Source organism: Alphaproteobacteria bacterium US3C007, assembly GCA_034423775.1.
GTDB lineage: Bacteria > Pseudomonadota > Alphaproteobacteria > Rhodobacterales > Rhodobacteraceae > Thalassovivens > Thalassovivens spotae.
This window is the reverse complement of the sequence record CP139918.1, coordinates 2,615,901-2,628,478: the sequence shown is the minus strand read 5'-3', so window position 1 is coordinate 2,628,478 and position 12,578 is coordinate 2,615,901. Positions and strand designations below refer to the sequence as shown.

General features: G+C 52.7%; 13 protein-coding genes. 6 read left to right on the top strand and 7 right to left on the bottom strand.

Annotation, left to right across the window (positions count from 1 at the left end):
- Positions 1 to 9: 9 nt before the first annotated feature.
- Positions 10 to 432: an RNA polymerase-binding protein DksA gene (gene dksA, locus UM181_12550; GenBank protein WQC64752.1), complete on the bottom strand. Its 423-nt coding sequence runs from the start codon at positions 430 to 432 to the stop codon at positions 10 to 12.
- A gap of 179 nt (positions 433 to 611) precedes the next feature.
- Between dksA and UM181_12545 the strand changes: the two genes are divergently transcribed.
- The 4 genes from UM181_12545 to UM181_12530 all read left to right on the top strand — a co-directional run bounded on the left by UM181_12545 (position 612) and on the right by UM181_12530 (position 3,656).
- Positions 612 to 1,451, top strand: coding sequence for a MoxR family ATPase (locus UM181_12545; GenBank protein ID WQC62147.1), 840 nt, complete (start codon positions 612 to 614; stop codon positions 1,449 to 1,451).
- A gap of 129 nt (positions 1,452 to 1,580) precedes the next feature.
- Positions 1,581 to 1,745, top strand: coding sequence for a hypothetical protein (locus tag UM181_12540; GenBank protein ID WQC62146.1), 165 nt, complete (start codon positions 1,581 to 1,583; stop codon positions 1,743 to 1,745).
- A gap of 4 nt (positions 1,746 to 1,749) precedes the next feature.
- A complete protein-coding gene (locus UM181_12535) occupies positions 1,750 to 2,934 on the top strand; it encodes a VWA domain-containing protein (protein WQC62145.1) in 1,185 nt (394 codons plus the stop codon).
- Between the two features lie 38 nt (positions 2,935 to 2,972).
- Positions 2,973 to 3,656 (top strand): M48 family metallopeptidase, encoded by a 684-nt coding sequence (locus UM181_12530; protein WQC62144.1) that lies wholly within the window; start codon positions 2,973 to 2,975, stop codon positions 3,654 to 3,656.
- A gap of 35 nt (positions 3,657 to 3,691) precedes the next feature.
- Here UM181_12530 and pgi read toward each other — a convergent pair whose 3' ends face one another.
- The 4 genes from pgi to UM181_12510 all read right to left on the bottom strand — a co-directional run bounded on the left by pgi (position 3,692) and on the right by UM181_12510 (position 8,743).
- Positions 3,692 to 5,296 carry a glucose-6-phosphate isomerase gene (gene pgi / locus UM181_12525; protein ID WQC62143.1) on the bottom strand — a complete coding sequence of 535 codons (1,605 nt, stop codon included), beginning with the start codon at positions 5,294 to 5,296 and terminating at the stop codon, positions 3,692 to 3,694.
- A gap of 35 nt (positions 5,297 to 5,331) precedes the next feature.
- Positions 5,332 to 6,009 carry a 6-phosphogluconolactonase gene (pgl, locus tag UM181_12520; protein ID WQC62142.1) on the bottom strand — a complete coding sequence of 226 codons (678 nt, stop codon included), beginning with the start codon at positions 6,007 to 6,009 and terminating at the stop codon, positions 5,332 to 5,334.
- Entirely contained in the window at positions 6,006 to 7,454 is a 1,449-nt protein-coding gene (gene zwf, locus UM181_12515; protein WQC62141.1) for a glucose-6-phosphate dehydrogenase, read from the bottom strand. The genes pgl and zwf overlap by 4 nt, the downstream gene beginning before the upstream one ends.
- Positions 7,455 to 7,648: 194 nt before the next feature.
- Positions 7,649 to 8,743: an anhydro-N-acetylmuramic acid kinase gene (locus tag UM181_12510; protein ID WQC62140.1), complete on the bottom strand. Its 1,095-nt coding sequence runs from the start codon at positions 8,741 to 8,743 to the stop codon at positions 7,649 to 7,651.
- A 69-nt stretch (positions 8,744 to 8,812) separates the two neighbouring features.
- On the opposite strand from UM181_12510, the gene tyrS reads away from it, so the two are divergent.
- On the top strand, positions 8,813 to 10,066 hold the full coding sequence (gene tyrS / locus UM181_12505; protein WQC62139.1) for a tyrosine--tRNA ligase: 1,254 nt from the start codon (positions 8,813 to 8,815) through the stop codon (positions 10,064 to 10,066).
- Positions 10,067 to 10,127: 61 nt separating this feature from the next.
- On the opposite strand, the gene UM181_12500 is transcribed toward tyrS, so the two are convergent.
- Together UM181_12500 and UM181_12495 are read right to left on the bottom strand one after the other, a co-directional pair.
- On the bottom strand, positions 10,128 to 10,676 hold the full coding sequence (locus UM181_12500) for a peptidylprolyl isomerase (protein WQC62138.1): 549 nt from the start codon (positions 10,674 to 10,676) through the stop codon (positions 10,128 to 10,130).
- Positions 10,669 to 11,253, bottom strand: coding sequence for a peptidylprolyl isomerase (locus tag UM181_12495; GenBank protein WQC62137.1), 585 nt, complete (start codon positions 11,251 to 11,253; stop codon positions 10,669 to 10,671). Before UM181_12495 ends, UM181_12500 begins: the two co-directional genes overlap by 8 nt.
- A 130-nt stretch (positions 11,254 to 11,383) precedes the next feature.
- Between UM181_12495 and UM181_12490 the strand changes: the two genes are divergently transcribed.
- Complete coding sequence (locus UM181_12490; GenBank protein WQC62136.1) at positions 11,384 to 12,577, top strand: phosphoglycerate kinase; 1,194 nt, start codon at positions 11,384 to 11,386, stop codon at positions 12,575 to 12,577.
- Position 12,578 lies beyond the last annotated feature (1 nt).

The following is a 12,578-nucleotide window of genomic DNA, read 5'->3' as shown; positions in this document are numbered from 1 at the left end:
CAGGTTTCCTCAGTCGTCGCGGTGCACTTTTTCGCGCCGCTCATGGCGCTCTTGAGCTTCCAAACTCATCGTCGCGATAGGCCGTGCATCAAGCCGTTTAAGCGAAATAGGCTCACCCGTGACCTCACAATAGCCATATTCGCCCTCGTCAATGCGGCGCAGCGCGGCGTCAATTTTCGACACGAGCTTACGCTGGCGGTCCCGCGTGCGCAATTCCAGCGCGCGATCAGTTTCTTCGCTGGCGCGATCTGCAATATCTGGGATATTGCGCGTGCCGTCTTGAAGCCCTTCGATCGTTTCCTTGCTGTCGCTCATCAGATCATTTTTCCAATCCAACAGCTTTCTTCTAAAATATTCCACCTGACGCTCATTCATGAATGGCTCGTCTTCGGCAGGAGTATAGCTATCCGGAATAAAACTCTCTTGCTTCATTACTACCCCTTGGCTTGGATCAGAGTATGACATGCATGTCTCCTTCCACAACTTTTCGTTCCCATTGGCACGCACCTACCGTAACAAGACGGGCTTGTCACTACTCAATAGCAACAGATTGCAGCAAAATGATTAACCCGCTAAGTTCCGCGCAACTTGGCAAGAATATGGGCAAAAGAATGAAATTTACCGGAACCAAAAACTATGTAGCGACGGAAGATCTCACTATCGCTGTGAACGCCGCGGTCACGCTGGAACGGCCGCTTTTGATCAAAGGTGAGCCTGGCACAGGTAAAACCGAACTGGCGAAACAAGTCGCCAGCGGGCTTGGCCTGGAGATGCTTGAATGGAATATAAAATCCACCACCAAAGCCCAGCAAGGCCTGTATGAATATGATGCGGTCAGCCGATTGCGCGACAGCCAATTGGGCGAAGAACGCGTGCACGATGTGGCCAATTACATCCGCAAAGGCAAGTTATGGCAGGCCTTTGAAGCCAATAAAAAAGTGGTTTTGTTGATCGATGAGGTCGATAAAGCGGATATAGAATTCCCAAATGATCTCCTTCAGGAATTGGATAAAATGGAATTCCACGTCTATGAGACTGGGGAAACGGTGCGCGCCACAAACCGCCCTATCGTGATCATCACATCAAATAACGAAAAAGAATTGCCCGATGCGTTTTTGCGCCGTTGCTTTTTCCACTATATTCAATTTCCCAATCCCGAGACCTTGAAACAAATCGTTCAGGTGCATCATGGAGACATCAAGGAATCACTACTTGCCGCCGCGCTCACCCAATTTTACGAACTCAGAGAGCAACCCGGGCTGAAAAAGAAACCCTCGACCTCCGAGGTTTTGGATTGGTTGAAACTTTTATTGGCTGAAGATCTCAGCGCCGAGGATCTTCAGCGGGATGGTGCCAATGCCCTGCCAAAACTGCACGGGGCTTTGCTGAAAAACGAGCAAGATGTGCATTTATTTGAACGCTTGGCCTTTATGGCGCGCAGCGGCCGTTGATCGCAGCGCGCGAAAGTTTTACTTGAAATCAGCAGAGCGCGTGACTTTTACAAATAAAGGGGCTAGATCAAAGCCAGCGGAGCCTTGGCTTTTATCCTGAAAGCAACCCCCATAAAACAGAGTGTAATTATGTATCTATTGAGCGGATTATTTGGTGCCATTTTAGGCGCGGCGATCGCGCGAAAGCGCAGAGGAAAAGGGCTGGATATGGCGCAATATGCCGCTGGCTATGGAATTTTATTTGCACTGATCGGCTTGATCATCACCATCATTATTGATCGTACGGTGATCTGACGCGATGTTTCTGCCCTTTTTCGAAACGCTCAGAAAAACCGGCATTCCAGTTTCATTGCGCGAATTCATCAGTTTTCTAGATGCGGTGCAAACCGGCATGGTGATCTATGATTTAGAGGGGTTTTACTATTTGGCCCGGACCATCATGGTGAAGGATGAGCGCCATCTTGACCGGTTCGATCGCGCCTTTCAAACCAGCTTCAAAGGCTTAGAAAGCCTCAGCGATGCAGATGTCCTGAACGCGGTGGATATTCCCTCTGACTGGCTGAAAAAAATGGCGGAAAAGCATCTCAGCCCGGAAGAAAAAGCCGAAATCGAAGCTTTGGGCGGCTTTGACAAGCTTATGGAGACTTTAAAGCAGCGGCTGAAGGAACAAGAGAAACGCCATCAAGGCGGCAGCAAATGGATTGGTACGGCAGGCACTTCGCCCTTTGGCGCCTATGGATATAACCCTGAAGGGGTGCGCATAGGTCAAAGCGAAAGCCGCAATCAGCGCGCGGTTAAAGTTTGGGATAAGCGCGAATTTAAAAATCTTGATGACAGCGTTGAGCTGGGAACCCGCAACATCAAAGTGGCTTTAAAACGCCTGCGTCGCTGGGCCCGCGATGGGGCTGCGGATGAATTGGACATTGATGGCACCATCCGCTCAACAGCCGAAAATGGATATCTTGACGTGCAAACCCGGCCCGAACGCCGCAACGCGATCAAGGTGCTGCTATTTTTGGATGTGGGCGGCTCGATGGATCCTTATATCAAATTAGTAGAAGAATTATTTTCAGCTGCTCGCGCCGAATTCAAACATTTGGAATATTTTTACTTTCACAATTGCCTTTATGAGGGGGTCTGGCGCGACAATGCACGACGTTGGAACGATCAAACCCAAACCCATGAGATTTTGCGCACCTATGGTTCTGATTATAAATGCATTTTCGTCGGAGATGCGAGTATGTCGCCCTATGAAGTGGCCTATGCAGGCGGCGCGAATGAGCATTGGAATGCAGAGCCAGGGCAAACTTGGCTGATGCGCGCGCGCGCGCAATGGCCGTCGAATATTTGGATCAATCCGGTGCCAGACACGCATTGGCGTTACACCCAATCCATTCAAATGATCCAAGAGATTTTTGAAGACCAAATGGTCCCGATGACCTTGGCCGGGCTAGAGCGTGGCATGAAAGAGTTGGTGCGATAGGGCTTGTCAAGGCGGCAGCCTGAGGCCATATCACAGTCATGTTGCGATTTTCTCCTATCCTTCTGGCTCTGATCTATGGGCTGGTGATGTATAAATTTTCTGCCTGGCGCACTGCAAAAACCTTGGATCAGCAATCTGTTACCTTAATGGATCCCGCGCTGAGCCCTCTGTTGCAACGCATGGCAAAAGCGCTGGATATTCCAAAGCTAAACGTTCAAATCTATGAGATCGACCCGATCAACGGCCTGGCCGCGCCGGATGGACGGATTTTTATCACCCGTGGATTTTACAATAAATACAAGGCGGGCGATGTCAGCGGAGAAGAGTTGGCCTCGGTGATCGCGCATGAACTTGGCCATGTTGCGCTGGGACATGCACGTCGGCGTATGATCGATTTTTCCGGCCAAAATGCCGTAAGAGCCGCGTTGGGGATGGTGCTGGGGCGGGTTTTGCCTGGGATAGGCCCATGGATTGCCGGCTTGGTGGCAAATTTATTGATGGCGCGTCTGTCGCGCGGCGATGAATACGAGGCAGATGAATATGCCGCAGCTCTGATGGTCAAATCGGGATTGGGAACCGACGCGCAAAAAACGTTATTTCTGAAATTGGAAGAGCTGACAGGGCAAATAGGCAGTCTTCCCGCATGGTTGATGAGCCATCCCAAAACAGCGGATCGGATCGCGGCTATTGAAACGCTTGAACAAAAATGGGGTCTTGGGTGACAAACGGGTGCGCCGGCGCGCAGGCAGTGCTGGCTTTAACTTTGTGCGGTGCGAATATAATCAAGCAAGCGCTGCGTTGATCCATCCTTATCCGCGGCCGATGCCGCGCCACTGAGCAACTGCTCCATATCGCGGGCCAGTTCTTTTCCCAGTTCGACCCCCCATTGGTCAAAACTATTGATTCCCAAAATAACCCCCTCGGCAAATACGCGATGTTCATAAAGAGCAATAATCTGCCCCAAAACAAACGGGCTAAGCCGAGGATAGATGAGCGTGGTTGAAGGACGGTTGCCGGGAAAGACGCGATGCCGCGCCTGCCGCTCCAATTCATCGCCAATTAACCCCTGCGCTATCATCAATTGGCGGGCTTGCTCCAATGTGCGGCCGCGCATCAAGGCCTCTGACTGGGCCAAGCAATTGGCGATTAAAAGCCGGTGATGCGTGTCAAGCGATGCTTCATGGCCTTCCCGCGCAACCATAAACTCACAGGGCACAACCGCGGTGCCTTGGTGAATCAGTTGATAAAAAGCGTGCTGGCCATTGGTGCCAGGTTCGCCCCAGACAACCGGACCTGACGGATATGGCAAATCTTGACCGTTCATATCAACGCGCTTGCCATTACTTTCCATTTCGAGCTGCTGCAGATAGGCAGGCAAACGGCTCAAGCGCTGTTCATAGGGCAGCACGGCGCGGGTGGCAAAGCCGCAAACCTGATGATGCCACAGCCCCACAAGCGCGAGCATAACTGGCATATTTTGCGATAGCTCTGCGGTGCAAAAATGCCGGTCCATGGATTGCGCACCGCGCAGAAAATCGCGAAATGCATTTGGGCCAATCGCCAGCATTAAACTCAGCCCAATAGGGCCCCAAAGCGAATAGCGCCCACCGACCCAATCGGCAAAGCCAAACACCCGCTCGGCGGCAATCCCAAAAGCTTTGGTTTTTTCCTGCGCGGTGGAAAGCGCCACAAATTGCGCCCCTGGATCCGTCACATGCTGGGCCAACCACGCTTTCGCAGTTTGCGCATTGGTCATGGTTTCGATCGTGGTAAAGGTTTTTGACGCTATGATAAATAAACTGCGCGTTGGGTCCAGATTTTGTAAAATATCATGCAAATGGGCTCCATCGACGTTTGAAACGAAATGGCATTTGGGGCCATCATGATAGGGTGCCAAGGCCAAACAAGCCATGGCGGGGCCCAAATCTGACCCTCCAATCCCGATGTTTACGATATCGGTGATTGGCCCTCCGGGCCCCTGAAATCGCCCCCTCCTCAGGTCTTCGGAAAAATGGGTCATCCGCTGCAACGCCTCTTGCACATCGGGCATCACGTTATGGCCGTTCACAAAGACATCTGGCCCGTCTAAATTGCGCAATGCGCTGTGCAACACGGCCCGTCCTTCGGTTTCATTGAGCGCGGCGCCCTGAAACATGTCTAGGCGGCGCTCTTCTAATCCGCGCGCTTGCGCCAAATCCAGCAAGCCGTTGCGCGCAATCGCATCGATCCGAGTTTTAGAGTAATCCAACAGCAAATCATCGGCCTGAACTGAAAATTGTTCTGCCCGGTTTTTGGCCTCAAAAAGCGCCATAATGGGCTGTTGTTTTTGCGCATCCCAATGGCGCTTTAACGCATCAAACATCCTTATCCCCTTGCTTTTGCCTAGCGCTATGCTTGTCAGTCGGCCCAATGCACCGTGGTGCCGGCAAGCACGGCCATAATAGGTGCCTCTTGCGCAGGCAAGCTTTGCGCCTGTTCTAATGCTTGGCGTTTTTCAGCCCCAAAAATAACCAAATGTTTGTATTGCGCAGCGTTCAAAACCGCAGCAGAGAGGGTGACACGAGGCTCAGGCGCATCCGGCGCGCGCATCGCGACCAAAGGCGGCGCGCTATCGCCCAGCGCAAAGGACAGTTGATCGCCGCCCGGAAACAGCGAGGCCGTATGCATATCCGCCCCCATTCCAAGCAGCAAAACCGACAGTGGTAAACAGGCTTTTAGCTGGTGCGATAACGGCTCCATCGCGTCTTCCGGCGTTGCATAATCGGCGTAAAGCGGCACATAGCTGGCTGCCTCAACCGGGCCCACCAGCAAACGGTTGCGCAATAAGGCGGTATTCGAGCGCGGGCTATCGCTGGGCACCCAGCGTTCATCGCTCAGTAAAATATTCACCCGCGCCCAGTCCAGATCGCTTTGGCAGAGTTGGTCAAAAATTGGCCCAGGTGTGGTGCCGCCCGGAACCGCAAAACTGATCGTCGATTGGCGGGACAGCGCCTTGCGTAAATCGGCGATCAAGGCCTGACTAAGCTTTTCGACCAGCGCCGCGCGCGTGGGGTATTCTTCGAACTGATAGGTCATTTTATATCCCGCCATTTGCGACCATCACGATGCATCAGCATCAGCGCATCCTCGGGGCCAGAACTGCCACTTTCATAAGGTTTGGGCACATCATTGCGCTTTTCCCAATCTTCAATGATCGGATCGGTCCATTGCCAAGCCGCCTCCACTTCATCCCCGCGCATGAACAGCGTTTGATTGCCCCGAATAACATCCATGATCAAGCGCTCATACGCATCTGGCACTTCTTCGGCCTCAGGGCCCAACGCCTCGGCAAAGGTCATATCCAACGGAACGTCAACCAAGCGCATGCCGCCCGGGCCCGGCTCTTTGATCGTAACATCCATTGTGATGCCTTCATCCGGTTGTAGGCGAATCACCAACGCGTTGCGATGGCTGCCCGCTTCTGGGCCAAAAATAGAATGTGGCGTCTCTTTGAACACCACAGCAATTTCCGAACTGCGGGCGCGCAAGCGTTTGCCCGTGCGCAAATAAAAGGGGGTACCGGCCCAACGCCAATTCCCGATATGGGTTTTCAAAGCCAAAAAGCTTTCGCTGAAAGAGCGCGGATTATTCACATCCTGGCGATAGTTTTCTTGACCGTCTGGGCTGGCATATTGCCCCCGCACAATATGATGCGCTGGTACGGCGTCCAAGGCTCTGATCACCTTCAGCTTTTCATCGCGCACCGCATCGGGATTGAATTGTGCGGGCGGCTCCATCGCGATCAAGCATAGCAGCTGCATCAAATGGTTTTGCACCATATCGCGCATCGCGCCGGATTTATCATAATATTCGCCGCGCCCGCCCACGCCCACGGTTTCCGCAACAGTGATTTGAATATGATCAACATATTGCGCATTCCAGAGCGGCTCAAACAGCATATTTCCAAAACGGATCGCCATCAAATTTTGTACGGTTTCTTTGCCCAAATAATGATCAATACGATAGATCTGCTTTTCGCTGAAATGTTCTGACAATGTGGCGTTCAATTGCTGCGAACTTTTTAAATCACGGCCAAACGGCTTTTCGACCACGATCCGACTATCCGAAAGGGCGATGCCGCGCTTGTGCAACCGTTCGGCCAAGGCGCCAAACAGGCTTGGCGCAACCGAAAAGTAAAACGCACGCACCGTATCGGGTCGCATTTTCTTCGCCAGCTCTTCCCAGCCAGCCTCCCCCATCGCGTCGATTGCAACATAATCAAAGCGCTCTAAAAACCCGGCCAAAACATCCGCATCTGGGTTTTTGACCCCAAATTCAAGAATCGCGTCCCGCAGCATCGCCCGGTAAGTCGGCGTGTCCAAATTGGCGCGCGCCGCCCCAATAATGCGGGCCTCAGCCGGGATTTGACCCGCCGCAAAACGCCGAAACAAACCAGGAATAATTTTTCGTTTTGCAAGATCACCTGTGCCACCAAATATCACCAAATCAAACGGATCAACGGGAATAACGCGTGAAACCATGTCAGCACCTCTTTTCGTTGGGCTTTTATAACCGGCTGCCAGCCACCATCAAATAAAACAATTGTTAGCGCTAACGTAAGCCGCTTTTAGGTAAATAATCGGGCAAAGTCTATGCTGTTTTTTGACCCGCCCCGTCCGGGATCTTCAGCCCGCTTTGTTCAAAGCCCACAGGGAATATTTTTTAAACTTTCAGATTAAAAATCAAGACCCGCGATGCGCCCCCCCGAGATAGGTTGAGGCACCCCGGTTGTCATTGGAGCAGAAATGGGCAGCCCTCGAAGCACCCGCACCGCCAAATACGCAAAAGCCTGGGCCTCCAACATATCTCCGTTCAGACCAATCGCTTCTACAGGCTGCACAGGACAGGCCACTTGCGCGCAAATCGCATCACAAAGCGCCAAATTGTGGCGACCACCGCCGCAAAGGTAAAGTGCAGCGGGCGCAATTGGGCAGCGCTCAACCGCCTCCGCCACGCCAAATGCGGCAAAGGCCACCGCGGTGGCCAAAGCATCTGGCAAAGACATATCTGCCAGTTCTGCAAGCTCTGCCGAAAACGCGTCGCGATCCAAGGATTTTGGAACATTTTGAAAAAAATAAGGATGCATTTTCCAACGCGACAGCAATTTTGGATCAACCTGCCCCGTGGTGGCCAAGCGCCCCTCTTGATCGACGGGTTGCCCCAAACGATGATGCATCAGATCGTTCAGCGGGGCATTGGCCGGGCCCGTATCAAAGGCGAGCAGGGCAGCTTTTTCTTCAGGTGCCGCGCAGCTTGGGTTGAGCCATGTGAGATTGCCGACACCGCCCAAGTTTAAAAACGCCACTGGCGTGTTCAAACCCGCCCATTGCGCGCAGGCAAAATGAAAAAACGGGGCCAAAGGCGCGCCCTGTCCGCCCAGCGCCACATCCTTGCTGCGAAAATCCCAAACAACGGGCTTGCCAAGCCTTTGCGCCAAAACGTGCCCATCGCCCAATTGGTGAGTTCCCCTTCCCCTTGGATCATGGGCCAGAGTTTGCCCATGAAACCCATATAGCTCAGCCACATCAAGCATCTGATAGGCCTCTAAATGCCGCTGATGAATAAGCCCGCGCGCTGTCTCTAGCCCCTGTGCCTCGGGCCACTTCCCAAGCACCAAAGACAAAATATTATGATCAGCCGCGCTATAAGGGTGATAGGCGCTTGCCCCAAACGAGGCGATTTTCTGACCATCCGTGGTGATTTCCGCCACATCCACCCCATCCAAAGATGTACCAGACATCGCGCCAACCGCCGTTACAAGCTTTTCCACGAAGATCCCTTTTCCTTGCCCGGCTTCCGCAGTATAGAAGCGCTTAAAAATAACTATGTGAGGCCACCCATGAGCTTTCAACCCAAATCTGATTTTCTTGACATCATGATGTCTCGTGGATTTTTGGCCGATTGCACGGATTATGAGGGCTTAGACAAAGCCTTACTGGCGGGCGGGATGCCCGGTTATATTGGCTTTGATGCAACTGCCCAATCGTTGCATGTGGGCAGTCTCATTCAAATTATGATGTTGCGCTGGTTGCAAAAAACCGGCGGGCGCCCGATTACGCTGATGGGTGGTGGCACGACGAAAGTGGGCGATCCCAGCTTTCGGGCGGATGAACGCCCATTGCTGACACCCGCCAAGATTGACGAAAATATAGCCGGCATCAAAAACGCGTTTTCTTCTTATATCACATATGGTGATGGGCCTTCCGATGCGCTGATGATCAATAATGCCGAATGGTTGGATGAATTGAACTATTTGGGATTTCTAAGAGATATTGGACGGCATTTTTCGGTGAATCGCATGCTCAGTTTTGAAAGCGTGAAATCACGGCTGGATCGTGAACAATCACTATCCTTTCTTGAGTTCAATTACATGATCCTACAAGCCTATGATTTTCTAGAGCTCAACCAGCGCTATGGGTGCCTGCTGCAGATGGGGGGATCGGATCAGTGGGGCAATATCGTCAATGGAATCGATCTGACGCGCCGCGTGGTTGACAACGCGGTGTTCGGCTTAACCTCACCGCTTCTGACCACCTCAGACGGAAAGAAAATGGGCAAATCTCTTGATGGGGCGGTTTGGCTGAATGCAGATATGCGCAGCCCTTATGACTTTTGGCAATTTTGGCGCAACACCACAGATGCGGATGTGGGGCGATTTTTAAAACTTTACACAGAGCTGCCGGTCGGTGAATGTGAGAGGCTGGGCGCGCTGGAAGGCTCTGAGATCAATGAAGCAAAAGCCATTTTAGCGCATGAAGTAACCAAGCTGTTACACGGCGCAGATGCCGCCGAGAAAGCCCAAGCCACGGCGCGTGAAGTGTTTGAAAAAGGCGGCATTGGCGATGATTTACCAACCGTGAAGTTAACCGCAGAAGATCTGGGCGCTGGAATTTCGATTGTACAGTTGATCGTCAAAGCAGGATTGGTGAAATCGGGCAAAGAAGCCAAACGTTTGATCGCAGAAAATGGCGCCAAACTGGATGATAAGCCGCTCACCGATGCTGGCCTAATGCTGGATGCGGCTGCATTTGGCAGCCCAATCAAGCTGAGCGCTGGTAAAAAGCGCCACGCACTGGTGCAATTGGTGACATAAAAAACGCGCCTCAGGCAGAGGCTGAGCCCGAGGCGCGTTTAAATGTTCAAAACCGGCTGATTTAATCGGTCACTGTGACTTTCGACATACGATCGGGCACGCCCAAAACCGCGCCATTGGCGCCTTTGCCCAGCTTGATCGCATCCACCACATCCATTCCGTCAGTGACTTTGCCCACCACCGTATATTGCCCGTTCAGAAAATATCCTTCGGCAAACATGATGAAAAACTGGCTATTGGCGCTGTTGGGGTTCTGCGCACGCGCCATCCCAATTACCCCGCGATCATAGGGCGTATCGGAAAATTCTGCAGGCAGATCTGGCAAATCAGACCCGCCCCGCCCTGCCATGGAGGTGTTGCCTCCGGCTTTTCCGAATTCCACATCCCCAGTTTGCGCCATAAACCCTTCGATCACACGGTGAAACACCACGTCATCATAGGCACCCGCGCTTGCCAGCGTGGTGAGGCGCTCAACATGTTGCGGGGCGATCTCTTCAAACAAATCAATGGTAACTGTTCCCTTGCTTTGCTCGCCTGCGACCTCAATCACCAAACCCGCCGCCAAGGCCGGCCCGCTTAAAACGGCGCATAACGCGCTTAGTTTAAACATCGGCCGCCACTTTCATGCTAATCATACGATCCGGGGTCATCGGCGGCTCACCGCGCTCGATCTCATCCACCAATTCCATTCCGGTCAACACGCGCCCATAGACCGTATATTGCCGGTTCAAAAAGTGATTATCGCCGAAATTTATAAAAAACTGACTGTTTGCGCTGTCAGGATTGGCGCTGCGCGCTGCTCCGATCGTGCCACGATCATGCGGGATGCCTGAAAATTCAGCTTTCAAATTGGGCAATTCAGAACCGCCCGTTCCCGCCATCCGCAGATCAAAATCGGCTTCCATATTGCCATTTTTAACATCCCCGGTTTGCGCCATAAAACCATCAATCACGCGGTGAAAGCACACATTGTCATAGGCACCGCTGCGCGCCAATTCTTTCATACGATCGCAATGTCCAGGCGCGATATCGGGTAAAAGTTCAATCACAACGGTTCCCGATTTCAATTCAATCAAGATTGTATTCTCAGGATCTTTATAAGGGCTAGATTTTGCCGCTGTTTTCTTTGCAGCAGGCTTTTTTGCCGCCGGTTTCGCCTTCGCTTTAGATGCCTTTTTCTCGGCCATGATCGATCCTTTCTGATAACTGGTGCAGCTTCCTATGCTGGATTCCTTTGGGGAACAAGGTGCACCGCGCGTCAGATCATTTATACAGAGCTTGAATCGAATCAATTTAGTGAAAGAAAGCGGGAAATAGATGGGCTGGAAAACCTTAGATAATATGGACATATCGGGTAAAAAGGTGCTTCTGCGCGTCGATATCAACGTTCCGATGAAGGCCGACAAAGTCAGCGACGCCACGCGGATCGAAAAAATTGTTCCAACCGTGAAAGACATATTAGCGGCTAAAGCCATGCCCATTCTAATGGCCCATTTTGGCCGGCCCAAAGGCGTTGCCAGCGCCGCACTAAGTCTGAAACAGCTGATCCCCGCATTGGAAACCGCGCTTGGACAATCCGTAATTTGGGCCGATGCCACAATCGGAGCCAAAGCCGAAGCCGCCAGCGCGGCGTTGCGAGAAGGGCAAATTCTCATGTTAGAAAACACCCGCTTTCACGCAGATGAAGAAGCCAATACTACAGAATTTGCCGCCGCCCTGGCCGCGTTGGGGGATATCTTCTGCAATGATGCGTTTTCCGCAGCGCATCGCGCGCATGCCAGCACCGAAGGCCTGACCCACCATCTTCCAGCCTGCGCAGGACGTTTGATGCAAGCTGAGCTGCAAGCCCTAGAGGCGGCTTTGGGCGCGCCGCGGCGCCCAGTGGTGGCCGTGGTGGGCGGTGCAAAAGTTTCAACCAAGCTCGATCTTCTGGGCAATTTGGTCACTAAAGTGGATCATTTGGTGATCGGCGGGGGAATGGCCAACACGTTTCTAGCCGCTCAAGGCCATGCAATCGGCGCGTCTTTGGCCGAACATGAAATGACAGATACAGCGCAAAACATCTTGGCGAAAGCCAAGGCTGCCGGCTGCGAAATCATCTTGCCTTCGGATATTGTGGTCGCCCGCGCCTTTGCAGCCCATGCGCCCCATGAAACCCTGCCCGCCGCGTCCTGCCCAAAAGACGCGATGATCTTAGATGCTGGGCCCGATACGGTTGACACCATCGCTTCCGTATTCGAGGCAGCCAAAACACTGGTTTGGAACGGCCCATTGGGCGCCTTTGAATTAGAGCCTTTCGATCGCGCGACCAACGCCGCAGCGCGCAAAGCCGCAGCGCTGAGCGCAGCTGGCAAGCTTATCTCGGTGGCGGGCGGTGGAGACACCGTTGCTGCCTTGAACAAAGCCGGTGCTGCGCAGGATTTCAGCTATATTTCAACCGCAGGGGGCGCTTTCTTGGAATGGATGGAAGGCAAAACATTGCCTGGCGTCGCTGCGCTCACGCAAAAGTAAG

Excerpts from the sequence above, each read along its gene's own strand:
- pgl (WQC62142.1), bottom strand. The coding sequence starts at position 6,009 with ATGACCTATCAGTTCGAAGAATACCCCACGCGCGCGGCGCTGGTCGAA.
- UM181_12540 (WQC62146.1), top strand. The coding sequence starts at position 1,581 with ATGTATCTATTGAGCGGATTATTTGGTGCCATTTTAGGCGCGGCGATC.
- UM181_12545 (WQC62147.1), top strand. The coding sequence starts at position 612 with ATGAAATTTACCGGAACCAAAAACTATGTAGCGACGGAAGATCTCACT.
- UM181_12490 (WQC62136.1), top strand. The coding sequence starts at position 11,384 with ATGGGCTGGAAAACCTTAGATAATATGGACATATCGGGTAAAAAGGTG.
- UM181_12535 (WQC62145.1), top strand. The coding sequence starts at position 1,750 with ATGTTTCTGCCCTTTTTCGAAACGCTCAGAAAAACCGGCATTCCAGTT.
- zwf (WQC62141.1), bottom strand. The coding sequence starts at position 7,454 with ATGGTTTCACGCGTTATTCCCGTTGATCCGTTTGATTTGGTGATATTT.
- dksA (WQC64752.1), bottom strand. The coding sequence starts at position 432 with ATGAAGCAAGAGAGTTTTATTCCGGATAGCTATACTCCTGCCGAAGAC.
- tyrS (WQC62139.1), top strand. The coding sequence starts at position 8,813 with ATGAGCTTTCAACCCAAATCTGATTTTCTTGACATCATGATGTCTCGT.
- UM181_12495 (WQC62137.1), bottom strand. The coding sequence starts at position 11,253 with ATGGCCGAGAAAAAGGCATCTAAAGCGAAGGCGAAACCGGCGGCAAAA.
- pgi (WQC62143.1), bottom strand. The coding sequence starts at position 5,296 with ATGTTTGATGCGTTAAAGCGCCATTGGGATGCGCAAAAACAACAGCCC.
- UM181_12500 (WQC62138.1), bottom strand. The coding sequence starts at position 10,676 with ATGTTTAAACTAAGCGCGTTATGCGCCGTTTTAAGCGGGCCGGCCTTG.
- UM181_12530 (WQC62144.1), top strand. The coding sequence starts at position 2,973 with ATGTTGCGATTTTCTCCTATCCTTCTGGCTCTGATCTATGGGCTGGTG.